General features: G+C 66.8%; 21 protein-coding genes and 2 tRNA genes. 5 read left to right on the forward strand and 18 right to left on the reverse strand.

Annotated elements, in window-relative coordinates:
• Window positions 1-12: 12 nt before the first annotated feature.
• Window positions 13-1,059, reverse strand: coding sequence for a thiamine-phosphate kinase (thiL, locus tag J7I84_RS17965; protein ID WP_214945887.1), 1,047 nt, complete (start codon window positions 1,057-1,059; stop codon window positions 13-15).
• A 69-nt stretch (window positions 1,060-1,128) separates the two neighbouring features.
• Here thiL and J7I84_RS17970 point away from each other — a divergent pair, with 69 nt between their 5' ends.
• On the forward strand, window positions 1,129-1,632 hold the full coding sequence (locus tag J7I84_RS17970) for a DUF3515 domain-containing protein (RefSeq protein WP_214945888.1): 504 nt from the start codon (window positions 1,129-1,131) through the stop codon (window positions 1,630-1,632).
• Window positions 1,633-1,662: 30 nt separating this feature from the next.
• On the opposite strand, the gene J7I84_RS17975 is transcribed toward J7I84_RS17970, so the two are convergent.
• The 6 genes from J7I84_RS17975 to leuC all read right to left on the reverse strand — a co-directional run bounded on the left by J7I84_RS17975 (window position 1,663) and on the right by leuC (window position 8,179).
• Window positions 1,663-2,811 carry a D-alanine--D-alanine ligase family protein gene (locus tag J7I84_RS17975; protein WP_214945889.1) on the reverse strand — a complete coding sequence of 383 codons (1,149 nt, stop codon included), beginning with the start codon at window positions 2,809-2,811 and terminating at the stop codon, window positions 1,663-1,665.
• 2 nt (window positions 2,812-2,813) lie between these two features.
• Window positions 2,814-3,863 carry an NAD(P)H-dependent glycerol-3-phosphate dehydrogenase gene (locus J7I84_RS17980; RefSeq protein ID WP_214945890.1) on the reverse strand — a complete coding sequence of 350 codons (1,050 nt, stop codon included), beginning with the start codon at window positions 3,861-3,863 and terminating at the stop codon, window positions 2,814-2,816.
• The gene (locus J7I84_RS17985; protein WP_214945891.1) at window positions 3,860-4,630 is read right to left on the reverse strand and encodes a 1-acyl-sn-glycerol-3-phosphate acyltransferase; all 771 of its coding nucleotides are present in this window, start codon (window positions 4,628-4,630) and stop codon (window positions 3,860-3,862) included. The genes J7I84_RS17980 and J7I84_RS17985 overlap by 4 nt, the downstream gene beginning before the upstream one ends.
• A gap of 9 nt (window positions 4,631-4,639) precedes the next feature.
• Window positions 4,640-5,965, reverse strand: a complete 1,326-nt coding sequence (gene murA / locus J7I84_RS17990) for a UDP-N-acetylglucosamine 1-carboxyvinyltransferase (protein WP_214945892.1) — start codon at window positions 5,963-5,965, stop codon at window positions 4,640-4,642.
• A 147-nt stretch (window positions 5,966-6,112) separates the two neighbouring features.
• Window positions 6,113-6,715, reverse strand: coding sequence for a 3-isopropylmalate dehydratase small subunit (gene leuD / locus J7I84_RS17995; RefSeq protein WP_214945893.1), 603 nt, complete (start codon window positions 6,713-6,715; stop codon window positions 6,113-6,115).
• A gap of 9 nt (window positions 6,716-6,724) precedes the next feature.
• Window positions 6,725-8,179, reverse strand: coding sequence for a 3-isopropylmalate dehydratase large subunit (leuC, locus tag J7I84_RS18000; protein WP_214945894.1), 1,455 nt, complete (start codon window positions 8,177-8,179; stop codon window positions 6,725-6,727).
• A 113-nt stretch (window positions 8,180-8,292) separates the two neighbouring features.
• Between leuC and J7I84_RS18005 the strand changes: the two genes are divergently transcribed.
• Complete coding sequence (locus J7I84_RS18005; protein WP_009356552.1) at window positions 8,293-9,012, forward strand: IclR family transcriptional regulator; 720 nt, start codon at window positions 8,293-8,295, stop codon at window positions 9,010-9,012.
• 43 nt (window positions 9,013-9,055) lie between these two features.
• Complete coding sequence (locus tag J7I84_RS18010; RefSeq protein ID WP_214945895.1) at window positions 9,056-9,601, forward strand: DUF1697 domain-containing protein; 546 nt, start codon at window positions 9,056-9,058, stop codon at window positions 9,599-9,601.
• Between the two features lie 9 nt (window positions 9,602-9,610).
• On the opposite strand, the gene J7I84_RS18015 is transcribed toward J7I84_RS18010, so the two are convergent.
• The 4 genes from J7I84_RS18015 to J7I84_RS18030 form a co-directional block, all read right to left on the reverse strand.
• Window positions 9,611-11,227: a GTPase gene (locus J7I84_RS18015; RefSeq protein ID WP_214945896.1), complete on the reverse strand. Its 1,617-nt coding sequence runs from the start codon at window positions 11,225-11,227 to the stop codon at window positions 9,611-9,613.
• Window positions 11,224-12,993 carry a dynamin family protein gene (locus J7I84_RS18020; protein ID WP_214945897.1) on the reverse strand — a complete coding sequence of 590 codons (1,770 nt, stop codon included), beginning with the start codon at window positions 12,991-12,993 and terminating at the stop codon, window positions 11,224-11,226. Before J7I84_RS18020 ends, J7I84_RS18015 begins: the two co-directional genes overlap by 4 nt.
• A gap of 178 nt (window positions 12,994-13,171) precedes the next feature.
• A tRNA-Glu gene (locus tag J7I84_RS18025) sits at window positions 13,172-13,247 on the reverse strand.
• A 128-nt stretch (window positions 13,248-13,375) separates the two neighbouring features.
• A tRNA-Gln gene (locus J7I84_RS18030) sits at window positions 13,376-13,447 on the reverse strand.
• A gap of 302 nt (window positions 13,448-13,749) precedes the next feature.
• On the opposite strand from J7I84_RS18030, the gene J7I84_RS18035 reads away from it, so the two are divergent.
• Window positions 13,750-15,309, forward strand: coding sequence for a hypothetical protein (locus tag J7I84_RS18035; RefSeq protein WP_311381162.1), 1,560 nt, complete (start codon window positions 13,750-13,752; stop codon window positions 15,307-15,309).
• 69 nt (window positions 15,310-15,378) lie between these two features.
• Here J7I84_RS18035 and J7I84_RS18040 read toward each other — a convergent pair whose 3' ends face one another.
• Genes J7I84_RS18040 through J7I84_RS18055 form a run of 4 tightly spaced genes read right to left on the reverse strand, consistent with a single transcriptional unit; the run spans window position 15,379 to window position 19,291 of the window.
• Entirely contained in the window at window positions 15,379-16,116 is a 738-nt protein-coding gene (locus J7I84_RS18040) for an HAD family hydrolase (protein ID WP_214945898.1), read from the reverse strand.
• Window positions 16,116-17,630 (reverse strand): glutamate--tRNA ligase, encoded by a 1,515-nt coding sequence (gltX, locus tag J7I84_RS18045; RefSeq protein WP_214945899.1) that lies wholly within the window; start codon window positions 17,628-17,630, stop codon window positions 16,116-16,118. The genes J7I84_RS18040 and gltX overlap by 1 nt, the downstream gene beginning before the upstream one ends.
• Before the next feature lie 58 nt (window positions 17,631-17,688).
• Window positions 17,689-18,465, reverse strand: coding sequence for a fumarylacetoacetate hydrolase family protein (locus J7I84_RS18050; protein ID WP_214945900.1), 777 nt, complete (start codon window positions 18,463-18,465; stop codon window positions 17,689-17,691).
• A 10-nt stretch (window positions 18,466-18,475) separates the two neighbouring features.
• A complete protein-coding gene (locus J7I84_RS18055) occupies window positions 18,476-19,291 on the reverse strand; it encodes an MBL fold metallo-hydrolase (protein WP_214945901.1) in 816 nt (271 codons plus the stop codon).
• 135 nt (window positions 19,292-19,426) lie between these two features.
• Between J7I84_RS18055 and J7I84_RS18060 the strand changes: the two genes are divergently transcribed.
• Window positions 19,427-20,020, forward strand: coding sequence for a hypothetical protein (locus J7I84_RS18060; protein WP_214945902.1), 594 nt, complete (start codon window positions 19,427-19,429; stop codon window positions 20,018-20,020).
• 84 nt (window positions 20,021-20,104) lie between these two features.
• Here the strand turns inward: J7I84_RS18060 and J7I84_RS18065 are convergent, their stop codons facing one another.
• The 3 genes from J7I84_RS18065 to metG all read right to left on the reverse strand — a co-directional run bounded on the left by J7I84_RS18065 (window position 20,105) and on the right by metG (window position 24,018).
• Entirely contained in the window at window positions 20,105-21,217 is a 1,113-nt protein-coding gene (locus J7I84_RS18065; protein WP_214945903.1) for a branched-chain amino acid aminotransferase, read from the reverse strand.
• Window positions 21,218-21,320: 103 nt separating this feature from the next.
• On the reverse strand, window positions 21,321-22,373 hold the full coding sequence (locus J7I84_RS18070; RefSeq protein WP_214945904.1) for a 3-isopropylmalate dehydrogenase: 1,053 nt from the start codon (window positions 22,371-22,373) through the stop codon (window positions 21,321-21,323).
• A gap of 88 nt (window positions 22,374-22,461) precedes the next feature.
• Window positions 22,462-24,018 carry a methionine--tRNA ligase gene (gene metG, locus J7I84_RS18075; RefSeq protein ID WP_214945905.1) on the reverse strand — a complete coding sequence of 519 codons (1,557 nt, stop codon included), beginning with the start codon at window positions 24,016-24,018 and terminating at the stop codon, window positions 22,462-22,464.
• Window positions 24,019-24,026: the final 8 nt, after the last annotated feature.

Raw genomic sequence — 24,026 nt, forward strand, 5'->3', positions numbered from 1 at the left:
TTGGCGGCAACTTTAGTGTGCAAAGTGATCCCATCCCCCGGTGTCCGCGGCCCGGCCAGCTATCAGGACACCCGGGCCTTCGTCGGTACCGAGTGCATGTATCGAGCCTAGCGCAGTGAATCCGCGTGGCAGCTGAACGTCCGCAGGGAATGTGGCCAGCAGCCCGTGGTCCTCACCGCCGCCGAGCACCCACTGTGCGGCATCCGCTCCCAGCCGTCCCGCAGCGGGGGCCAGGACGTCCGCCAACCGGGTAAGCATCGCTGGATCGAGGGCGACGTTCACCTTGCTGGCGGTGGCAAGCCGCTTCCCGTCGCGCAAAAGTCCGTCCGAAATATCAAGCATTGCGGTGGCGCCCGCGGCCCGGGCGTCAGGCCCCGCTTCCAACGGGGGCCGCGGGCGGCACTGAAGGTCGATGAAGGCATGCTCTGCGGGGGTAAGGGTGTCCAGGGCAACGCCCGATTCGAGCAGGGCCAGGCCCGCCGCCGCATGGCCAACCGTTCCGGCCAGCGCGAGGATGTCCCCCGGCCGGGCACCGGACCGGAGCACCGGTCGGCCGCCGTCGAGGGTTCCCAGGACCGCCGCGGTCACCGAAATTTCCCGGCCCCGGCCAAGGTCGCCGCCCGCCACGGAACAGTGGACTGCCCCGAGTTCCCGGATTCCGGCCGTCAGCCCGTCCGCCAGGTCCTCCACCCAGCGCACCGGCGTGTCAACGGGGAGGGTGAGGCTGACCACCATGGATGTTGCCTGCGCGCCCATGGCGTTGATGTCGCTGAGGTTCTGTGCTGCGGCCTTCCAGCCGACATCGAATCCGGTGGTGCGGTAGCCGTTGGGCCACAGGAGCCGGAAATCCTGGTCCTGGACCTGGGTGTCGATGCTGATGACGGTCTTTCCGTCCGGGGCCGAAACGATGGCGGCGTCGTCTCCCGGCCCGAGCAGGGTGCTTGCGGCGTGGCCACCTTCCATACGCAGGCGCGGAAAGATCCGTGCCAGCAGGTCGGCTTCGGAAAGTCCGGCCACGGTGGGCTGGCGGTCAACGCGGTTACGCAGGTCTTCAGGCACGCCACTACGCTACCGCGAGCGGCCGACATTGTGTCCGGACGGGGACGGCGGCGGCGATAGGCTGGAACCATGCACCATCCCCAGCTGCCCCTGTCCGCCCGTGCCGCCAGGATGGCGATGGTTGGCGGGATCGCCGCCCTGTCCTTGACTGCCTGCTCCCCCACGGTGGACGTCACAGCTGCCAAGGATGCCGCCAACCCGGCCTGCGCACCGATGATGGTGGCCCTGCCGGATGCCATTGGTGATTCGCGGTTGCGAAAGACCAACAGCCAAGCCACCGCAGCCTGGGGCGATCCCTCCGTGGTTATCCTTCGCTGCGGCGTCAACGTCCCCGGGCCGACGACGGACCGCTGCGTCACCGTTAACGGCGTCGACTGGGTCATCAAAGAGGGCGACCCGGTGTGGACGCTGACTACCTACGGACGTGAACCGGCCACGGAGATTCTCATGGATCCGGACAAGATCAGCTCCGCGACAGTGCTGGCGGATCTGGCAGCAGCAGCGGCCAAGGTGCCGTCGTCACGAAACTGCGTGGGCCAGGAGGACTTGCAGAACCTGCCGCAAAGCCAGTAGCAGCGGCAGGTTCCGGCACCGTGGTGGGGATCAGCGGAGGCCGGTGCTGCGGTTCAGTGCCAGGTAGATCAGCTCGTCGATCAGGTCGGCGTAGCCCAGTCCTGAGGCTGCCCACATCTGCGGATACATGCTCTTGGGCGTGAAGCCGGGCATGGTGTTGATCTCATTGATGATCAACTCGCCCTCGGGGGTGTAGAAGAAGTCCACGCGGCTCAGTCCCTCGGCACCAACTGCGTCAAAAGCGGCGGCAGCCAGCTCCCGGACCCGTGAGATCGCTTCCGCCGGGATGTTGGCAGGGCAGCTCAGGGCTGCGGCGTCATCCTCCACGTACTTGGCATTGAAGTCGTAGAACTCGTGGGTTCCCCCCGATACGGAGATTTCGCCGGGCATCGATGTCCGCGGCGCATCCGTTCCCCTGCCTTCCAGGACAGCGCACTCGATTTCGCGGCCGATGATTCCGGCTTCGATCACAAGTTTGAGGTCATGGCGGCGGGCTTCCTCGATGGCGGCGTCCAGCTCCTCGAGGGAGTCGACTTTCGAGATGCCCATGGAGGAACCTGCCCGGGCCGGCTTGACGAACACGGGGAACCCCAGCCGGTCCACCTGTTTCCGCACAGCTTCGGGGTCCTTGCGCCACTGCCGGTCGGACACGGCCACATACGGGCCAACATGCAGCCCGGCGGCTTCGAAGACCACCTTCATATAGTGCTTGTCCATGCCGACGGCGGACGCCAGGACTCCGGCGCCCACGTAGCGGGTGTCGGAAAGCTCGAGCAGCCCCTGGATGGTGCCGTCCTCCCCAAAGGGGCCATGCAGCAGCGGAAAGACCACGTCAACGGTGCCCAGTTCCTGCGGAACCTGGTTGGGCGCTGCCACGATCAGCTGGTGTTCCCCGCCGATTTCAGCCAGGGTGACCGTCTGCGGCGAAGGCACGACCTCCGGGAGGGACGATGCCGAAAGTGACCACTGGCCGGTATCAGCTGGGGCAAGGACCCACTGGCCGGTCTTGGCAATCCCGATGGGAATGACCTCGTATTTGTCCTTGTTGATGGCACCCAGCACACCTGCCGCCGTTACGCAGCTCACGGCGTGCTCGCTGGAGCGGCCGCCGAAGAGCACTGCCACGCGCGGCTTCCTGGTGGTGGCCGTTTGACCTGTGGTGGGTTCGTCTTGGGACATTTTCAGTAATCGCCTTCAGGTTTCAATTCCCGGGACAGCAGAACCGGCCCCAGTTGGTCAACGGACAGCTTGCCTGCCAGCACCGCCACGACGGCGGCAGTGATGGGCATCTCGACGCCGAGCTTACCGGCAAGTTCATGCACAGCCTGGCCGGATTTGATGCCTTCGGCGGTCTGGGTCATCTTCCGGCCCACCTCCTCCAGCGTCAGGCCCTGGCCCAGCAGCCGGCCGGCAGTGTGGTTCCGGGACAACGGGGAAGAGCAGGTTGCCACGAGGTCGCCAAGTCCGGCGAGCCCGGCCATGGTCTTCGCGTCGCCGCCCAATGCCAGCGCCAGGCGCGATGTTTCCGCCAGCCCCCGGGTTATCACCGAGGCCTTGGTGTTGTCCCCCATCTGCTTGCCCTCACAGATGCCAACGGCCAGGGCGATCACGTTCTTGACGATGCCGCCAATTTCGACGCCGACAACATCCGCTGTGGTGTATGGCCGGAAGTAGGGGGCGGTGCAGCTCCTGGCGAGCCAGCCCGCCGTCGCCGAGTCGGTGCAGGCCACCACTGACGCGGTAGGCTCCCCGCGCGCAATTTCCATGGCCAGGTTGGGTCCGGAGACGACCGCGATGCGTTCCATGGGCAGGTCCAGCTCCTGGCCGATAACCTCGCTCATCCGCGCGTCCGTCCCCAGCTCCAGGCCTTTCATGAGTGAGACGACGACGGCCCCGGGGGCAATCATGTCCTTCCACTCCCGCAGTTGGGGGCGCAGTGACTGGGCCGGAACGGCCACCACCACGAGTTCTGCTCCTGCCAGGACCTCCCGGATGTCGGTGGACGCTGTGATGGCCTCCGGCAGGACGATGTCCTTGAGGTAGTCGCTGTTGCGGTGCCTGGTGTTGATCTCCTCCACCACTTCGGCGCGCCTGCCCCACAGCTTGATGGCTCGCGGGGTACCGGTGGCGGTGGCGGCATCCGCCAGGATCTTTGCGAACGTTGTCCCCCATGATCCTGCGCCGAGGACGGCCACCGTACGGGCCGCTCCCGGCTTTCGGTCAGCGGTCACGAAGCTTCCGTTCCGGTGCCCGGCTGCTGTCCGCGTTCCACGAAGCGCCCGTGCTTGGCCTGCTGCTGTTTGGCGGGATCCCAGCGCTGCGCGGGAGGCTGCTCACCACGCAGATCCGCCAGGAGTGCCGTGATGGCGTCCATGATCAGTTCGGTGGCCTCCGTCAGCGTGGCCTTGTCCAAGGGACGGCCCCGGAAGGCGCTCAAGTCCACCGGATCGCCCACGACGACGCGCGACCGTTTCCGCGGGAACAGGTGGAATGTCTTGCCATACCTGGGAAAGACTTCGTGCGCGCCCCAGTGGGCGATGGGAACCACCGGGATGTCCCCCTCAAGGGCCAGCCGGGCTGCGCCCGTGTGCCCCTTCATCGGCCACAGGTCCGGATCACGCGTCAGGGTGCCTTCGGGGTAGATGATGATTGCACCACCCTCAGCCACGATCTCCTGGGCCACCTGCAGCGACCGGTTCGCTCCCGTCGTCGAACGCTCCACCGGCACCTGCTTGGTGGCGCGCAGGAGCGGGCCCAGGCCGGGAACCTTGAACAGCCCGGCCTTCGCCAGGAAGTGCGGGGCCCGCTTCTGGTTGTAGAGCATGTGCCCCACCACCAGGGGATCGATCTCGGTGCAGTGGTTGGGCGCGGCGATGAAGCCGCCGGCGGGAAGTTTCTTCGTGCCTTCCCACGTCTTGGACATCATGAGGTTCAGCAGCGGCCGGGCAATGGCGGCGATGAACACAAATGTGGCCCTGCTCTTGGCAGATTCCTTCACAGTCCCGCTCTACTTCGTGGTGGTGATGTCGAAATCGGCACCGAGGCCGGCAAGCTTCTCGGTAAAGCGTTCGTAGCCGCGGTTGATGATGTCGATCCCGGTGACCCGGGAGGTTCCGGTGGCGGCCAGGGCGGCAATCAGGTGGCTGAACCCGCCGCGCAGGTCAGGGACGTCGATATCGGTTCCCTTGAGCTGGGTGGGTCCGGAAATTACCGCTGAGTGCAGGAAGTTCCGCTGGCCGAACCGGCACGGAACGCTGCCCAGGCACTCCCTGTGCACCTGGATACTGGCCCCCATCCGAATAAGCGCGTCCGTGAAGCCGAAGCGGTTTTCATACACCGTTTCGTGGACGATCGAGACGCCTTCGGCCTGGGTCAGTGCCACCACCAGCGGCTGCTGCCAGTCGGTCATGAAGCCGGGGTGGACGTCCGTTTCGAGGACCAGGGGGTTCAGCTTTCCGCCCTTGTGGTAGAACCGGATCCCGTCCTCGCCGATATCCATACCGCCACCAACTTTGCGGTAGGTGTTCAGGAAGGTCATCATGTCGCGCTGGGAGGCGCCCTCAACGAAGATGTCGCCGCGGGTCACCAGCGCAGCCGATGCCCAGGAGGCCGACTCGTTGCGGTCCGAGAGGGCACGGTGGTTGTAGCCGCCCAGGTCGCGGACGCCCTCGATGCGGATGGTGCGGTCCGTCTGGACGCTGATGATGGCGCCCATCTTCTGCAGCACGGCGATGAGGTCGATGATTTCCGGTTCGGTGGCAGCACCGGAAAGCTCCGTGATGCCTTCCGCGCGCGTGGCGCTCAGCAGGACCTGCTCGGTGGCCCCCACCGACGGGTACGGGAGCGAAATCTTGGCGCCGTGCAGTCCCTTGGGCGCCGAAATGTGGATGCCGCCGGGGCGTTTTTCCACGACCGCGCCGAACTGGCGCAGGACGTCCAGGTGGTAGTCGATGGGCCGGTCGCCGATCTTGCAGCCGCCAAGATCCGGGATGAAGGCTTCGCCGATCGCGTGGATCAGCGGCCCGCACAGCAGGATGGGAATACGCGAGTCGCCGGCGTGGGCATCGATGGCAGTGCTCGACGCCGTCTTTGCAGCCTTGGGATCGAGGGTCAGGTCACCGCTGACCGGGTCTTTGTCCACGGTCACGCCGTGCAGCTGCAGCAGGGAGGTGACGACCTCCACGTCCTTGATTTCCGGCACGTTCCGCAGCACCGACGGTTCGTTGCCCAGCAACGCCGCCACCATTGCCTTGGGGACAAGGTTCTTTGCCCCCCGGACGCTGACGCGGCCTGTCAGCGGGACACCGCCGCGGATTGTCAGAACACTACTCATATACCGGTTTCCTCACGATCACTAGCCCCCAAAACCTTGCAAAGGCTCCAACCAAGCATAGGAGGTCGCGTTACCGAACCGAAATAAGCGGGCACCGGCGGCGGGGCGTGGCGGGGCCCGCACCCGCCGCCGGACGGCGCACCGGAGCTAGGAAATCTTAGCCGGCAGGGTCTTGGGTTTGAAAGCCGGGCGGGTGGCCTCATAGGCCGTGATGTCGGCCTCGTGCTGGAGGGTCAGCCCAATATCGTCCAGGCCTTCCAGGAGCCGCCAGCGGGTGTAGTCGTCGATCTCAAAGGGTGCAACGATGTTGCCGCATACCACCGTCTTGGATTCGAGGTCCACCGTGACCTGGGTCCCCGGGGCGTTCTCGAGTTCCTTCCAGATGAGCTCGATGTCGTCCTGGGCCACCTGGGCGGCCAGAAGACCCTGCTTGCCGGAGTTCCCGCGGAAAATATCGGCGAACCGGGAAGACAGCACGGCCTTGAAGCCGTAGTCCTTCAACGCCCAGACCGCATGCTCGCGGGAGGAGCCGGTACCGAAGTCGGGGCCGGCCACCAACACCGAACCCGCGTTGTACGGCTCCTGGTTCAGGATGAAGGACGGGTCCTTCCGCCATGCCGAGAACAGGGCGTCCTCGAAGCCGGTCCGGGTGATCCGCTTGAGGTACACCGCGGGGATGATCTGGTCGGTGTCGACGTTGCTCTGGCGCAGCGGGACGCCGGTGCCGGTGTGCTTGGTGAACTTTTCCATGGTGTTGTCCTAGGCTGCGTCGATGCGGATGGCGGCGGGTTCAGGAGCCGGGTCAAGGTCCGACGGCGAGCTGAGCGTGCCGCGCACGGCCGTGGCTGCCGCCACCACTGGCGAGACCAGGTGGGTACGGCCGCCCTTGCCCTGGCGTCCTTCGAAGTTGCGGTTGGAGGTGGAGGCGCACCGCTCCCCCGGCTCCAGCTGGTCCGGGTTCATGCCCAGGCACATCGAGCAGCCGGCAAACCGCCATTCGGCACCGAAGTCCTTGAACACACGGTCCAGGCCTTCGGCCTCCGCTTCGAGGCGGACCCGGGCCGACCCGGGCACCACCAGCATGCGGACCTGCGGATCCTTTTCGCGGCCGCGGATGATGTCCGCGGCCGCGCGCAGGTCCTCGATCCGGGAGTTGGTGCAGGAACCGAGGAAAACGGTGTCCACGCGGATGTCCTTCATGGGCGTCCCGGCTTCCAGGCCCATGTACTGCAGGGCACGTTCCGCGGCGGCCTTGGCGTTCTCGTCACCAAAGTCCTCGGGGGACGGAACCGTCTGGGACAGGGACACGCCCTGGCCCGGGTTGGTGCCCCAGGTGACGAACGGCTCCAGCGCGTCGGCGTCGAGGTCCACCTGGACGTCAAAGCTAGCGTCGTCGTCGGTCTTCAGCGTGTTCCAGTATTCGACGGCGGCGTCCCACTCAGCGCCCTCGGGCGCATGCGGGCGGCCAAACATGTAGTCGTAGGTGGCCTGGTCAGGTGCCACCATGCCTGCCCTGGCGCCGGCTTCGATGGACATGTTGCAGATGGTCATCCGCGCTTCCATGGACAGTGCCCGGATGGCCGATCCGCGGTATTCCAGCACGTAGCCCTGGCCTCCGCCGGTACCGATTTTCGCGATCACGGCGAGGATGATGTCCTTGGCGGTGACGCCGGGGCGCAGCGTGCCCTCCACGTTGATGGCCATGGTCTTGAACGGCTTCAGCGACAGGGTCTGGGTGGCCATGACGTGCTCCACCTCGGAGGTGCCGATGCCCATGGCCAGCGCACCGAAGGCGCCGTGGGTGGACGTGTGTGAGTCGCCGCAGACCACCGTCATGCCGGGCTGGGTGAGGCCCAACTGGGGACCGACGACGTGGACAATGCCCTGCTCGGCGTCACCCAGGCTGTGCAGCCGGACCCCGAACTCCGCACAGTTGTTGCGCAGGGTCTGGATCTGGGTGCGGCTCGTGAGATCGGCAATGGGCTTGTCAATGTCCAGGGTGGGCGTGTTGTGGTCCTCGGTGGCGATGGTCAGGTCCGGCCGGCGCAGCTTGCGCCCGGCCAGCCGCAGGCCTTCAAACGCCTGCGGGGACGTGACTTCATGGACCAGGTGGAGGTCGATGTACAGAAGGTCGGGCTGGGCGTTGGCACCATCGCCGTCACCTTTGCGCACCACGTGTGCGTCCCAGACCTTCTCGGCCAATGTCTTTCCCATGGCCATCTCCCTTCACTGCTGTTTGGCTGAATAGTCCAACTGAATCAGGAGGGCTCCGCGCTGCGCCACCCGAAAGATTTGCATCTCAGATAATGAGACGGCAATATCATTACATGGACAATTCTAGTGGAGTCGGTGTCATTGATAAAGCGGCCCAGGTGCTCGATGCCCTGGAGGCAGGGCCCACGACGCTGGCGCAGCTTGTGGCGGCCACCGGCCTGGCCCGGCCCACCGTCCACCGCCTCGCTTTGGCGCTGGTCCACCACCGGCTGGTCAGCCGCGACATCCAGGGCAGGTTCGTGCTCGGCAGCAGGCTCGTTGAACTTGCCTCCGCAGCCGGCGAGGACCGCCTCATCGCTTCCGCCGGCCCCGTGCTCATGCAGTTGCGCGATGCCACAGGCGAAAGCGCCCAGATCTTCCGGCGCCAGGGCGACTGGCGCGTGTGCGTCGCGTCCGCCGAGCGCCCCATCGGCCTGCGCGACACCATCCCCGTAGGCACCCAGCTGTCCATGAAGGCGGGCTCAGCAGCGCAGGTCCTGCTCGCGTGGGAGGACCACGACCGGCTCCTTGAGGGCCTGCAGTCGGCCCGCTTCACGCCCACCGTCCTGGCAGGCGTACGACGGCGGGGCTGGGGACAGAGCCTCGGTGAACGCGAGCCGGGGGTTGCCTCAGTCTCGGCACCGGTGCGGGGTCCGTCCGGCAGGGTGATCGCCGCCGTCTCCATCTCCGGCCCGATCGAACGCTTGACCCGCCAGCCGGGACGCCTGCATGCGGAAGTGGTCTGCAACGCAGGACGCATCCTGACCGAAGCGCTGCGAAAGAACAACGACTGAGACCTCCCGCCCGCCCGGCGGCCGGGGCCGCTAGGCTGTGCCCATGGGCAGCTATGCGGTGTTCCTCCGCGGCATCAATGTTGGCGGAATCAATATCAAGATGGCGGACCTTCGGGACGCACTGAAGAAGTGTGGCTTTCCGGACGCCAAGACCCTGCTGGCGAGCGGCAACGTGGTGCTCTCCAGCAGCCTGGACGCGGCAGCCGTAAAGCACGAGTGCGAAAAGTGCCTCCGTGCAGCCTTTGGCTACGAGGCGTGGGTGGTGGTCCTGGACGCCGGCCGGGTGGGCGATCTGGTGGATGCCTGCCCCTATCCGGAAGACGACAAGTCCACCCACGCCTACATCACCATTTCCTCCGACACCGCAGTCCTGGACGAACTGGAGGCGGCCGGCTCAGCCCTGGAAGGCCAGGACCAGCAGCGGCTGTCCCCGGAGGCGCTTGCCTGGCTGGCTCCTGTGGGTGGAACCCTGGATAACCCCTTCAGCAAGATCAGCGCCAAGGCGAAATTCAAGGCCGCAACCACCACCCGCAACCTGCGTACGCTGATCAAGGTCCGCGACGCCGCGCGTGCCCTGGCCGCGGGCTAACCACCAGCCCTAAGCGTGCCCGGCTTTTTTTAATGCCTCATTGAAGGACGCCAGCCTGCCGACCTCCGTCTCCACCGGCTCCACCACCAGGTCCTGCGCCGCGGCTGCAACTGAACTGTTGAGCCGTCGTCGTGCCCTGCCTGCCCTCGCCCGGGCAGCCCCGGCTGCAATGAAACGCCCGGTGAGCGCCAGGAAGATCCCCAACACCAGGCCAAAGGCGATCATCAGGGTGGGCACGGGCCACCCCTCCGCGCGCGGCACCTCCGGCACCGGCAGCTGCAGGTAGGCAAGCCCGGCCAGGACGCCAAGCCAGCCCAGGCCGCCCAGCACCGTCAGCAGCGCCAGCCACTGCACCACGTTGAACGCACCCCACCACCACGCCTTGCGGTTGGCACCAAGGTCGGTTCCGGCAATGGCCTGGTCAAGTGCATCGGGCAGCCGGTCCCGGCCCGCCCTGGCGGCCCCCCGGATCGCCGCCCGCCAGGGGCCAGGTGCTCCGGCACTGGCTGCGTCCGCGAATTCCCTGACGGCCGCGTCCGTCCGGGCACGTTCCGGTGCGCCGGCCGGAGGCAATGACGTCCTGTTCAGGCCGGAAGGAGAACTGCTGCGGAGATTGAGCCGCCGCAACGGGTCAACACGGAACCTGGAGAGCCAGCGGGTTACCGGCCAGCCCGTTCGGCGCACGGATTCGAGGCGGTAGGACTGGTCGACGGCGCGCACCACGGCAGGCACGTTTGCCGCAAGGGCCAGTTCGTCAGCGAGGCGCGTCCGGTCGGCGGAACGGATCCCTGCAGCCTCGCCGTCACCGGCCGCAAGCCGCAGGTCGCCGGCCGCCCTGGTGATATCGGCTTCCAGCCGCCGGGACAGGGCCTGCCGCTGGACCGCCACCTTCCGGATCGCCGCGCGCACGTCAGCAACCCCCGCCCCGGTCAGGGCGGACGAAGGAAGCACCCGCACCTGTCCCAGCCCTTCACCGGCAAGGATTGCGTGCAGCGAGTCAAGCACCGGCTTCACGTCGTGCGCGGGCAACCGGTCCACCTGGTTCAGGACCACGAGCGTGACGGCCCCGTGGGACGCCAGTGGCGACAGGAATCCGTTATGGACGGCCGCATCGGCATACTTCTGCGGATCCAGCACCCAGACCAGGACGTCCACCATGCCCACCATTCGCTGTACGATCTCCCGGTTGGCGGTGCGGGTGGAGTCGAAATCAGGAAGGTCCAGCAGGATCAGCCCGGTCTGTTCGTCGGCGAAGCCCTCCACCGGGGCTGCGTGGTGGCGGTTCCCCACCTCGAGCCAGTCAAGGAGTGCTTCGCTGCCTGCTGCTCCCCAGACACCTGCCAAAGGTTCCGAGGTCGTGGGACGGCGGGCTGCCGCCGTCGCGATTTCCGCGCCGCTGACGGCGTTGAAAAGGGACGACTTGCCGCTTCCCGTTGCCCCGAAGAAACCCACCACCGTGTGGTCGCCCGATAGGGAACGGCGGGAACTTGCACGTTCCAGGACGCCGAACGCTTCGTGCAGCGCCTGGTCCGGGAGAACACCCTCCCCCAGTTCACGGGCGTCCTGGAGAGCCTGGAGCCGGCTGTCCAGCCGCGAGGATTCCCGCGCCCCGCTGTGGCGGCTCACGCGCGATCCGCCAGCCGGGCCAGCTCTCTTGCCTGGCCGGCAAGCGTTTGGGCCAGGGCTGGATTGCCTGCCGGCAACCGCTGCAGGAACTTCTGCTGCTCGTCCATCAGCAGCTGTTGGCAACGCGCCGCCAGGTCCTCCCGTGCCTTGTCCGCCATCCGGCGCACGGCGTCCTCCCCGAACACCGCCTCCAGCAGGCGCTGGCCTACGACGGCGGTCCCACCGGCCACGCCGATCTCAAGACCCGTCAGTCCCGCCGTCATGGAGAAGACCACGATCATCAGCGCGGCACCGAGCCCGTTAATCCCGAGGGACAGCCAGCGCGCCTGGGTGCGTTTCCCCTGGCCTTCGGTGCGGATCAGCGCCATCAGCGCTTCCTGCCAGGCCCGGATCTCCGCGGCCGCCCGGTCGGCGAATCCGGGCGACGTGCCCGACAGGTCGTCCGAAGCCAGCAACTGCCGTCCTGCCGGGTCTGAGCGCCACCGCCGGTCTGTGTCCTCGGCAGCGTTGGCTGCTTCGTCGATGATGACAGCCTGCAGGCCGGTCTCGATGGCTGCCTCCACCCGCACCGCCGGCGCCGGTTCACCCCGGAAGAAGGCCCCCAGGCGGTCCCTGAACCGGCCCACATTCTGCTCCAGGGCGCGGAAGAATTCACCGGTGCCCACGAAGTCCTGCCAGCGGGCCAGCACCTCGCCCCGCAGCAGGGCCCCGTCACGGCTGGCGTCCAGGATCCGGGTGGCCGCATCCCCGTATGCCGCCACGGCGTCGGATTCAAGCCGGGCGGCCGCCCGTTCCTGTTCATTCACAGAACCGGCGAGGTCCGCAACGCGCTGGGCCAAAGCGCGGACTGTCCCGTTCAAGGTCCGGCGCGCCACGTCGGCCCGCCCCGCGGCATCAGAAGCCAGGGACGCCAGCCACCCCTGCAGCTCAGCCACGGCTTCCGCGGGCAGCATGCCATGTGGATCCAGGACCGTTTCGGCAATGATGAACAGGCGGCTTCCTGCCAGCCCCTCGCGGTCCAGCAGCCCCCGGAGGTCCTGGCTCACCTCGGCTTCGGCACCCACTGGCACGCGGTCCAGCACCACGGCCACCGTAATGTCCCGGGCGGCGGCGTCCAGAAGGAGCTTCCACGGGACGGCGTCGGCGTACCGGTTGGCTGTTGTGACAAACACCCAGAGGTCTGCCGCTGCCAGCAACTGCCCGGCGAGCAGGCGGTTCTGGTCGGAGATGGAGTCGACGTCGGGCGCGTCGAGGATGGCGATGCCTGCAGGAACTGCCGGATCAGCGAGCAGCACCAGCGAGTCGGTGGCGCCGGCCGGCTCCCCCGCCTGGCCCCCGGGCACGGGACTGACCGCGAGGGTTCCGCGGATCCTGCTGAGCCCGGGAAGGACCCGCTGGGCTTCAAACCAGGTTGCTTCAGCGGGATTGTGCAGCAGGATGGGCTGGCGGGTAGTGGGGCGGATGGCGCCGGCGCGGGTGACCGGGTGCCCCACGAGCCCGTTCACGAGGGTGGACTTGCCGGCACCGGTGGAACCGCCGACGACGGCAAGCAAGGGGGCGTCAAGGCTGCGGTACCGCGGAAGGATGTAGTCATCCAGCTGCGCCCTTGCGGCTGAGGCATCGCGGCGGGCCTGGTCTGCGCCCGGCAGGGCCAACGGCAGCGTGACGTCATCCAGGCCGCTCCGGATTTCTTCCAGCAGCGACACCGCGGCCAGGGCATGCGGTGGAGGCTGGGAAGGGCGGCCGTGCTCATTGTGGGAGGTCACAGCAACATCATGCCAGTTGAGCGTTCCCCGGAGCGCCGGCGCGGCGCGGCGGCCAGCCGGGACGCACAACGCGCCATCACCTTCTGCAGCCTTTTGGGCGACGCCGTGGAGGGTCAGGGGGCGGCTGCGGAAGATAAAACAAAAATGGCCCCGGGCTGTTGCCCGGGACCATTTCCGATGGTGACCCCAGCGGGATTCGAACCCGCGTTACCGCCGTGAGAGGGCAGCGTACTAGGCCGCTATACGATGGGGCCATGCACTTCCGGCAGCGTTTCCGCTGCTCAAGCTCAGTGAGTATTTCACACACTTTGCTGTGGTTTCAAATCGGAAAACCGAGTCGAAACCTGCTGCTTTGCGGCTGTAAACAGCCTCCAAACCAGAGCTGGGATACCAGGACTCGAACCTAGAATGACGGTACCAGAAACCGTAGTGTTGCCAATTACACCATATCCCATTGGCACTTTCGGGCCGGTTTTCAGGGCATTTTCCCTGCTCCGTGCGCCTCAGCACGAGAAATTACTTTACCCGAGACTCCCGGCTCGCACAAATCGAGGACTGCGCAAGCGCGGGACAACCTCGTCGGCCGATTTGAGCAACCCTTGCCCGCTCCCCGATCATATGGTTACCCTCGAGTAAGTTACCCATCAGTAACAACTCCCTCGCCCCGCCTGTGGGGCACCCACGAGGAAAATGGGAACGCCTTACCAGCCACGGTTTTCGCCACCCGGGCAGCGTCGTCCGGCGGAAAGTTAGGAAGTGTCAGCGTTGACAACCCGCACAGCAACCATTGCCGCAGCCAGGCCCAGACCCCGGTCCATCGCGATCATCGCTTTGTCCCTGTTGCTCGTTCTATTCCTAGCGTTTTACACCTACCTCACGGGCCAGATCTCAAACGGCGCAGCACAGCTGATGGACGGCGCCGAGCAGGCCGCTGCAGGCGCGGCACAACTCAAGGACGGGTCTGGGCAGCTGGCCGCAGGGGCTGGCGCAGCGAACAAGGGCGCGGTCCAGGTGAAGGACGGCTCCGTCAAGGTCAAGGACGGAAGTGCCCAGCTGAATACCGGGGCCGCCGCCCTGCAGGCTGGCGCCGGGAAGATCTTTTCCGGAGTCCGGGACCAGCTGGCGCCGGGGGTGGACAAGCTGCATGCCGGCACCACCAAGCTGCAGAATGACGTCCTGAACAAACTCGTCCCGGGCGTTTACCAAGTGGATGACGGCGCCCGGAAGCTCCAGGCCGGTGCCGTGGCTCTATCCGCGGCCCTGACCCCCACTGCTGCCGGAAACGCGCCGAACAACCTTGCCGATGGTGCTGGACAACTGGCAGCGGGCACAGGGCAGCTCGCGGCCGGGGCTGGCCAACTCGATGCCGGCGCCACCAGCCTCAGCGCCGGGACCGCGGCCCTGAAGAACGGAACAGCCCAGCTGAAGGGCTACCCCGGCGCAGGCAACGATCCCACAAAGGGCGACGGGCTCGCTGCGCTCAGCCAGGGGCTGGACCAGCTTGAAGCGGCGGCGAACGGGCCCCAGGGCCTGGTGCCCCTGGCAGTGATCAAGGACCAGATCGCCAAACTGGCCGATGGTGGCCGGCGGGCCTACGCAGGGGCGGGGCAGCTTGACGCGGGAGCCGCGAAGCTGAACGACGGCGCCGGGCAGCTTAAGGCCGGAACCGGCAGTTTGAACACCGGAGCCGGCCAGGTGAACGACGGCGCGGGCCGGCTGAAGGCGGGCTTCGCCACGTTGGCCGAAAAGCTCAATGCGACGGACCCGCAAAACCCGGGCGTGGTTCTGGGAACCTCCATGCTGGCCGACGGCACGGCCAAGATCAGGGTAGGAATGGACGGCGTCCCGGGCAACTCGGACAGCCCCGGCCTGATCTACGCCGCAAACAACCTGCAGGACGGCACCACCAAGCTCAGCGCGGGAATCAACGGCGCGGGCGATCCGGCCAATCCGGGCCTGCTGGCCGGAACCGAGGCGCTCTCGGACGGCACCGTGGCGCTGAGCAGTGGCACGGGCCAGCTGCAGGCCGGATCCGCCCAGCTGGCTGACGGAACAGGACAGCTGGCGGACGGTAACGGCAAGCTGGACGATGGCTCGGGCAAGCTCGCCGATGGTGCGGGCAAGCTGGCCGACGGAAATTCGAGAATCGCGGCGGGAACGCAGGAGCTGCACTCGAAGGTGGCTGCTGTGTCGCCGTCGTCGTGGCTGGACAGCCCCGCAGTCGCGCTGCTGCTGGTAGCTATGCTCGTTGCCGCCGCTGTAGGAGCATACCTGGCTCTCCGAAGGCGTTCCCTGCGCCCTGCAGCGGCGGCCTGACAGCGGAAGCACCTTCGTCCACGCGGCCGCGGTCCTGAAAGCAGGGCCGCGGCCGCCAGGTGCGGAGGCCTACTGCAGCAGCTGGTCCAGGGAGGCCAGCATGCCGCCCTCGAAGCCCTCCACGACCTCGCCGCCACGGTTGAGCCACACGCCCACCAGGCCGGCCGCCGTCGAACCTTCCGCGTCCAGCAGCCGGTTGTCACCCACATACAGCGTTTCGGCCGGAGCAGTGCCCAAAAGCCTGACACCTTCAAGGTAGATGGCGGCATTGGGCTTGGCGACACCCAGCGTGTCGGTACCCACCAGATGGGTGATCCGCTCCAGCCCGGCCCCGTCCAGCTTTGCCCGCTGGTAATCGTGGACATTGTTGCTCACTGCACCATAGGGGATGCCCGCACTGTCCAGGACGTCCAGCAGCGGCAGGACGTCCGGAAACGGCCTGACGTAGGCGGGCTGCTTCTCCATGTAGGCACTCAGCCACCGGTGCGATTCCTCGCCGTCGGCAAGTTCCACGCCGAAGTGACCCAGGGCTGCCCGGCCCCGGAGCAGGCGCTGTTCGTTGAACGTCAGCTCACCTGCCAGGTAGCGGTCGTAGTAATGCGTGGTTTCGTGCGTGAAGATGCGGCCGAACCGCTCCCACCCCGCCTGGTCCAGGCCGGGCAGGAGGTGTTCGCTGACCTCCCGCAGGGCGGTGGTCATTGAATATTCGAGGTCCACCAGGGTGTCATCGATGTCGAACAGGACGCCCCGGACAGTACCGAAAGGGGTCTCCAACACGCCGGCGCGTGCCTGGCTGGGGGCCGGCATCAGCCGCGGAAGGCGCGGAGCCGGCGCAGGGAGGACTCCTTGCCCAGGATCACCATGGACTCAAACAGCGGCGGCGAAACGCGGCGGCCGGAAACCGCCGTGCGCACCGGTCCGAAGGCGAGCCGCGGCTTGATTCCCATGTCCTCCACCAGGGCCTGCTTGAGTGCAGCCTGGATGTTCTCCGCCGTCCAGTCCTCCACCGGTTCCAGGGCGGCAAGGGCTGCGTCCAGCACCTCGGGAAGGTTCTCCGGAAGGCCTTTGCGCGCGTCATCGGCAATATCCACGGCGTCGTCCGACTTGAACAGGAACGCGAGCATCACGGGCGCTTCGCCCAGCAGCGTGATGCGCTCCTGGACCAGGGGTGCCGCTTCGGTCAGGATCTCCTCCTCGCGGTCGGTCAGGATCTCCCCCACCAGGCCTGCCTCGCGCAGGTAGTGCGCCACCCGGTCCCGGAACACCTTGGGCTCCAGCATGCGGACGTGGGTCCCGTTGATGGCTTCGGCCTTCTTCAGGTCGAAGCGTGCGGGGTTGCCCAGGACGTCGTGGATATCGAAGTGCTCCACGAGCTGTTCCACCGTGAAGATGTCCTCGTCCGCGCTCAGGGACCAGCCCAGCAGGGACAGGTAGTTCAGCAGCCCTTCCGGAATGAAGCCCCGCTCGCGGTGCAGGAACAGGCTTGACTCGGGGTCCCGCTTGGACAGTTTCTTGTTGCCGTGGCCCATGACGTAGGGCAGGTGGCCGAACTCGGGCATGTACTCGGCAACGCCGATGGCGTACAGCGCCCGGTACAGGGCAACCTGGCGCGGCGTGGAGCTGAGCAGGTCCTCGCCGCGGAGCACGTGGGTAATGCCCATCAGGGCGTCATCCACGGGGTTGACCAGGGTGTACAGCGGCGCACCGTTGGCCCGCACCACGGCGAAGTCGGGGACGGACCCTGCCTTGAAGGTGATATCGCCCCGGACCAGGTCCGTGAACGTGATGTCCTCATCCGGCATGCGCAGGCGGAGCACAGCCTGGCGGCCCTCCGACCGGTACTGTGCCAGCTGCTCATCCGTCAGGTGCCGGTCAAAACCGTCATAGCCAAGCTTCGGGTCCCGGCCGGCGGCGCGGTGCCGTGCCTCGATCTCTTCCGGGGTGGAGAAGGACTCGTAGATGAACCCTGCCTCATGGAGCCGCTTGATGACGTCCTGGTAGATGTCGCCGCGCTGGGACTGCCGGTAAGGCTCATGCGGGCCGCCCACCTCCACGCCCTCGTCCCAGTCGATGCCCAGCCACTTCAGCGCGTCCAGCAGCTGGTGGTAGCTTTCCTCGCTGTCGCGCGCCGCGTCGGTGTCCTCGATCCGGAAGACCAGCGTGCCCTTGGTGTGGCGCGCGTAGGCCCAGTTGAACAGGGCTGTCCGGATCAGGCCGACGTGCGGGGTACCCGTGGGCGAGGGGCAGAAACGGACGCGGACCGGCGTTTCGGCGGTGACGGGGGGGATGGAGGCAGCGGGTGACGAAGAAGCGATACTCATAGTGGCTTCAACTTTACCCGCCTGGCCGTGTGCGGCCTTCCGGCCCGGCAGGGAAGTGCTAGCGGCGGACGATGGGGTTGGAGAGCCGGCCGATGCCCTCGATTTCCACCTCGAAGCGGTCGCCCTCCTTGACCAGGCCCACGCCGGCGGGCGTGCCGGTCATGATCACGTCGCCGGGCAGCAGGGTGAACGCCTGCGACACCACCGACACCAGTTCGCGCACGCCCCGGATCATCTGGCTGGTGCTGCCGTCCTGGCGCACCTCGCCGTTGAGGCGGCCCTGGATCTGCAGGTCTTCCGTGTCCAGGTCGGTCTCGATCCAGGGCCCCAGCGGCGCCGAGGTGTCGAAGCCCTTGGCCCGGGTCCACTGCAGGTCCGTCTTTTGGACATCGCGGGCCGTGAGGTCGTTGCCGCAGGTGTACCCGAAGATGACGTCGTCCACGCGGTCTTCCGGCACGTCCTTGCAGATGCGGCCGATGACCACGCAGAGTTCGGCCTCGAAGGAGACCTCTTCGGAGAATTCCGGCAGCACCACGGGATCATTGGGGCCCACCACAGATGTGTTGGGCTTCAGGAACAGCAGCGGCTGGGCCGGTACCTCATTGCCGAGCTCATGGGCGTGCTCCACGAAGTTCCGGCCCACACCGATCACCTTGCTCCGGGGAATGATGGGCGCCAGCAGCCGAACGTCCTCCAGCTTGTGGCGCACCGGCGTGCGCTCCACGCCATTGAAGAACGGGTCGCCGTGGATGACAGTGATTTCCTCACTGCCGGGTGCACCTTCCACAACGCCGTACAGGGGATCGGAATCGACGACAAACCTGGCAATACGCATGGCTCCTACCCTACCGTCCCGCCGGCGCCGCCTGCCCTTCGCCGCCGCGCAGGTAGGAGAGTTGTGCGGCCACCGACAGTTCGGCGGCGCGCCGGACGGAAGGCCCGACGCCGGCATAGACAGCGTCGGCCACCTCATCGACGGTCGCGTCCCGGCCCAGCCGCTCAAGTGCGGCACGGATTTGCGCCAGCCGATCCTCCCGGTGCGTCCGGTAATCGCGGGCGGCGGCTGCCAGGGAGGGCAGTAGCGGACCATGTGCCGGCAGCACGGTGGCAGGGCCCAGTGCCTCCAGCCGGCCCAGGGAGGCGAGGTAGTCACCCAGCGTCCCGTCCGGGTAGTCCAGCACGGTGGTCCCACGGCCGAGGATGGTGTCCCCCGTCAGCACAGAGCCGGCCTGCCCGTCGGCGGGCAGGTGGAAGCAGACGGAGTCGGAGGTGTGGCCCGGCGTGGCCACCACCGAGATCTCCAGGCCCGCCGCCCGGATAATTTCCCCGCGGGCCAGGGGTTCTCCCCCGCCGTGGCAGTGGCGTGGGTCCAGGGCGCGGACCGGTGCGCCCGTCAGTTCATGCAGGCGGGCAGAACCCGCCGTGTGGTCGGCGTGGCGGTGGGTCACCAGGATCAGTTCCACGGGGCCAACGCCGGCCAGTGCAGCCAAGTGCGCTTCATCCTCGGGACCGGGATCCACCACCACCGCGGCGGCTTGTCCGGGGGCGCCCAGGATGTAGGAGTTGGTGCCGTCCAAACTCATGGGGCCGGGGTTGGGGGCAAGGATGAACTGCGTGAGCCCGGTGCTGCGCTGCAGGACGGGCCCGGAATCGAAAGTCACCAACCCATCCTTGCATCCGCGGCCGTCCCTCCCCCAGCCCGTCCCACGCACGCCGGCGGAATAGAACAGCGGCGGCTCCGGGTTGGCAACCAATGACACCAACACGATCTCCACCAGGAAGCCGGATACCGCCCCATGAGCACAACAACACTCTCAGACCTCCTCGCACAAGCGGACGCGGACGGCCACGACCATTCGGCCACCGAAAAGGCCACGGGGTTGCTGCACGTCCACAATCACGCCACGGGCAGCATCGTCTGGTTTCCCACGTGGAAGAAGTTCCGTGAAACGGCGGACTGGGCGCGCGCCGTCGGCAGCACCACCGCGGAACTGGGCGCCGCCGCGGCGCCCGCCGACCAGGCAGGTGCCGCAATCCTGGCCGCAGACCTGGAATCCCTGCTGGACCAGGCCTCCCGGTCCAGCGACGCCAACATCTTCGTGCAGGAGAACCTCACCAGCCACCTGACGCGGACCTGGGCCGTTGGGGACGCCGTGGCCAAGGCCAACGGGAAGGACCTGTTCACCGGCGGCCTCACCCCCTCCGTCTTCGCCGGCTACCCCTATGACGTCTACGCCCAGGACGGCGGCGCCTTTGCCACCTCGCTCTGGAACGACATCATCGACGCCCGGCGCAACCGGGCCCTGGCGGAGGAAGCCGCGCGTAAGGCACTCAAGCCGGTGTCGCGCAAGGCCATGAAGAACGCCGCCCGCAAGGCAGGACGGCGCTAACGAGCCACTGCGGGCCGGGACGCAGAACGGCGCCTGCCAGACAAAAGTCCGGCAGGCGCCGTCGTACGAACCGAAGGAACTGGACTACGCCAGGCGGGTGAGCCAGCCGTGGGTGTCCGGTTCGGCGCCCGTCTGGATGCCCAGGAGCTTTTCGCGGATGGCCATGGTGACTTCGCCGGCCTTGGCGTCCTCGGAGCCAATGAACTCGGTGGCGTCCTTCAGGACCCCGATGGGGGTGATGACGGCTGCCGTGCCGCAGGCGAACACTTCGGTGATGGCGCCGGACGCCACGCCGTCGCGCCACTCGTCGAGGGTGATCTTCCGCTCGGAAACTTCGCGGCCCATGTCCTTGGCCACCTGGATCACGGACATCCGGGTGACGCCTTCCAGGATGGTGCCGGTGAGCGCGGGCGTGGCCAGGGACCCGTCCTTCATAACGAAGAACACGTTCATGCCGCCCAGCTCTTCCACGGCGTTATCGTTGGCCTGGTCCAGGAACAGCACCTGCTTGCAGCCGTTGGCTTCCGCTTCCTGCTGCGCGATCAGTGAGGCTGCGTAGTTGCCGCCGCACTTTGCGTCGCCGGTGCCGCCGCGGCCGGCGCGGGCGTACTGGCGCGAGATCCAGATGGAGACGGGCTTGAGCTCACCGCCGAAGTAGTTCCCGGCCGGCGATGCGATCACCCGGAACGAGACCTCACGGGCCGCACGGACGCCCAGGAACGCCTCCGTGGCGATCATGAAGGGCCGCAGGTACAGTGCCTCACCGTCGCCGGAGGGCACCCATTCCTTGTCGACGGCCACCAGTTCGCGGATGGCGCCGAGGAAGTATTCGGCCGGCAGTTCCGGCAGGGCCAGCCGGCGGGCGGACTTGTTCAGCCGCGCCGCGTTGGCCTCGGGCCGGAAGGTCCAGACGGAGCCGTCGGCGTGCCGGTAGGCCTTAAGTCCTTCGAAGATCTCCTGGCCGTAGTGGAATACGGCTGCGGAGGGGTCCAGGACGATCGGCCCGTAGGGCTCGATCCGGGCGTCGTGCCAGCCGCCGTTGCCGTCCGCGTCCACGCTGTAGTCGACGATGGCGGTGTGGTCGGTGAAGTAGTTGCCGAATCCCGGGTTTGCCAGGATGGCTGCACGCTCTTCGGCAGACTTCGGGTTCTCCGAGGGCTGCCTGGTGAATTCGACGCCATGGGCGGTCTGAGTCATGGTTCCTCCACGATCGGCCGCCCGGGGTTCAGCGCTGAACGGAAAGGCGGCATTTGGTGATTCGAGTAAAGCTTACGCCCGATGCCGGCGGCCCCGGCGCGGGCTACAGGCCGGCGGCGATGGCGTCGCCCACGGCACTGGTACTGCGTGCGGTGCCGTCGCGCTTTTCGACGTCGGCAACCACTGCAGCTTCGATCCTGCGGGCAGCTTCCGTGTAGCCCAGGTGGTCCAGCAGGAGCGCCGCGGAGAGGATTGCCGCGGTGGGGTCTGCCTTGCCCTGGCCGGCGATGTCCGGCGCAGACCCATGGACCGGCTCGAACATGGATGGCGCGGTGCGGTCCATGTTGATGTTGCCGGAGGCGGCAAGGCCGATGCCGCCGGTGATGGCCGCGGCGAGGTCTGTGATGATGTCACCGAACAGGTTGTCAGTGACAATCACGTCGAAGCGGGACGGGTCAGTGACCATGAAAATGGTGGCGGCGTCCACGTGCAGGTAATCGTGGGTGACCTCGGGGAATTCCTGCGCCACGGCCTCGACGGTGCGCTTCCACAGGTGCCCGGCAAAGACCAGGACGTTGTGCTTGTGGACCAGGGTGACGTGCTTGCGTTCCCGCAGGCTGGCGCGGCGGAAGGCGTCGCGGACCACGCGCTCCACGCCGTGGGCCGTGTTCAGGGAGACCTCGGTGGCTACCTCATGCGGAGTACCCGCGCGCAAGGTGCCGCCGTTGCCCACGTACGGGCCTTCGGTTCCTTCGCGCACCACGATGAAGTCAATAGTGCCGGGGTTGGCAAGCGGGCTGCCGACCGTTCCGTAGAGCCGTGAAGGCCGCAGGTTGACGTAGTGGTCCAGGCTGAAGCGCAGCTTGAGGAGCAGCTCACGCTCAATGATTCCGGACGGGATCCGGGTATCGCCGGGAGCGGCCCCCACGGCGCCGAAGAGGATGGCATCGCGCGTCCTCAGGTCTGCCAGGACGTCATCCGGCAGGGTCTCCCCCGTGGCGAGCCAGTGCTCGGCGCCGAGTTCATAGTGCGTGGGCTTAAGTTCCACGCCCTCCGCCGCCACAGCCTTTTCCAGCACTTTGAGGGCCTCGGCAATGACTTCGGGCCCGATGCCGTCGCCGGGAATAACTGCAAGATCGATGGTGGATGCGCTCATGTTTTCAGGGTAGCCAAGACGACCACATAGTGGTCAAACCGTCTCAGGTTTTGGACAGGAGCGCGTCCGCCGAGGTTCTGCGGGGGTCCTACTCTGCGGGTTCCTCGAACTTCGGGAACACGGGGGTGGGGGCAGGCAGCGGGGTGCCTGGGACGATCGGCGTGGCGACGGCGGCGAACTGCCGTGCGTCGCCTTCGGCCTGGCCGAGCGCGTCCAGGAGTTGGGCAGCAGCGTCGGGCATGACCGGCTGTGCGAGGATGGCCACGATCCGCAGCACCTCCAGCGTTACGTACAGCACGGTGTTCATGCGTTCGACGTCGGTCTTCCGCAGCACCCAGGGCGCCTGCTCGGCGAAGTAGGCGTTGGTGTGGTGCAGCACCGCCCAGATGGCTTCCAGGGCGCGGCTGAATTCCTGCTTGTCGAACGCTGCCCGGGCGGCCTCAAGCAACCCGTTCGCCTGCGCCAGGATGGCGTTGTCCTCGGCAGTGAAGGCTCCCGGCGCGGGCACGGCCGCATCACAGTTCTTGGCCACCATCGACAGGGAGCGCTGGGCAAGGTTGCCGAAGTTGTTTGCCAGGTCAGCGTTCATCCGGCCCACGATGGCCTCGTGGTTGTAGCTGCCGTCCGCACCGAACGGAACCTCGCGCAGGAAGAAGAACCGCACCTGGTCCAGGCCGTAGCGGGCAACGAAGTCCGCAGGAGCCACAACGTTGCCCAGGGACTTGGACATCTTGACGCCGTTGTTGTGCAGGAAGCCGTGGATCATGACCCGCTTGGGCAGTTCCAGCCCGGCACTCATTAGGAAAGCGGGCCAGTAGATCGCATGGAACCGGGAAATGTCCTTGCCGATGATGTGGACATCGGCAGGCCAGAACTTCCTGAACGTCTCCGAGTCCACGTCCGGGTACCCCACCCCGGTGAGGTAATTGGTGAGCGCGTCCACCCAGACGTACATGACGTGCTTGTCATTGGCCGGGACCGGAACGCCCCAGTCGAAGGTGGTGCGGCTGATGGACAGGTCTTCCAAACCGCGTTTGACGAAACTGACCACCTCGTTGAACCGGTACTGGGGAGCTCCGAACTCCGGGTGGGACTCGTACAGCGCCAGCAGTTTGTCCTGGTAGGCGGAGAGCCGGAAGAAGTAGCTCTCCTCCGCCGTCCACGTCACTTCGGTGTCCGTCTCTTTCGAGTAGCGCACGCCGTCGTCCTTCACCACCGTCTCATCCTCGGCATAGAAGGCCTCGTCGCGGACGGAGTACCAGCCCTCATATTTGTCGAGGTAGATGTCGCCGTTGGCCTCCATCTTCTTCCAGAGCGCCTGCGAGGCAGCGTAGTGGTCCTCGTCGGTGGTCCGGATGAAGCGGTCGTAGCTGATCCCCAGGGCGGAGTGCGCGGCCTTGTAGACCTCCGCGTTCCGGTTCACCAGCTCCTTGGGAGTAATCCCTTCCTTTTCCGCCGCCTGGGCGATCTTCATCCCGTGCTCGTCCGTGCCGGTCAGGAACATCACGTCATAGCCGTCCAGGCGCTTGAAGCGCGCCATGGCATCGGTGGCGATGTACTCGTAGGCGTGGCCGATGTGCGGCACGCCGTTGGGGTAGGTGATGGCCGTGGTGATGTAGAACGGCGTTTTCTCTGGAGCAGTCACGTTCGGAC

This window comes from Arthrobacter sp. ISL-85 (assembly GCF_018613675.1).
Taxonomy (GTDB): Bacteria; Actinomycetota; Actinomycetes; order Actinomycetales; family Micrococcaceae; genus Arthrobacter.

Bases quoted from the DNA above. Each gene is read 5' to 3' on its own strand.
- leuD (WP_214945893.1), bottom strand. From the start codon at position 6,715: ATGGAAAAGTTCACCAAGCACACCGGCACCGGCGTCCCGCTGCGCCAG.
- J7I84_RS18065 (WP_214945903.1), bottom strand. From the start codon at position 21,217: ATGACTCAGACCGCCCATGGCGTCGAATTCACCAGGCAGCCCTCGGAG.
- J7I84_RS18050 (WP_214945900.1), bottom strand. From the start codon at position 18,465: ATGCGTATTGCCAGGTTTGTCGTCGATTCCGATCCCCTGTACGGCGTT.
- J7I84_RS18010 (WP_214945895.1), top strand. From the start codon at position 9,056: ATGGGCAGCTATGCGGTGTTCCTCCGCGGCATCAATGTTGGCGGAATC.
- gltX (WP_214945899.1), bottom strand. From the start codon at position 17,630: ATGAGTATCGCTTCTTCGTCACCCGCTGCCTCCATCCCCCCCGTCACC.
- J7I84_RS18070 (WP_214945904.1), bottom strand. From the start codon at position 22,373: ATGAGCGCATCCACCATCGATCTTGCAGTTATTCCCGGCGACGGCATC.
- J7I84_RS17975 (WP_214945889.1), bottom strand. From the start codon at position 2,811: ATGTCCCAAGACGAACCCACCACAGGTCAAACGGCCACCACCAGGAAG.
- J7I84_RS18040 (WP_214945898.1), bottom strand. From the start codon at position 16,116: ATGCCGGCCCCCAGCCAGGCACGCGCCGGCGTGTTGGAGACCCCTTTC.
- murA (WP_214945892.1), bottom strand. From the start codon at position 5,965: ATGAGTAGTGTTCTGACAATCCGCGGCGGTGTCCCGCTGACAGGCCGC.
- J7I84_RS17970 (WP_214945888.1), top strand. From the start codon at position 1,129: ATGCACCATCCCCAGCTGCCCCTGTCCGCCCGTGCCGCCAGGATGGCG.
- leuC (WP_214945894.1), bottom strand. From the start codon at position 8,179: ATGGGAAAGACATTGGCCGAGAAGGTCTGGGACGCACACGTGGTGCGC.
- J7I84_RS18060 (WP_214945902.1), top strand. From the start codon at position 19,427: ATGAGCACAACAACACTCTCAGACCTCCTCGCACAAGCGGACGCGGAC.
- J7I84_RS18005 (WP_009356552.1), top strand. From the start codon at position 8,293: ATGGACAATTCTAGTGGAGTCGGTGTCATTGATAAAGCGGCCCAGGTG.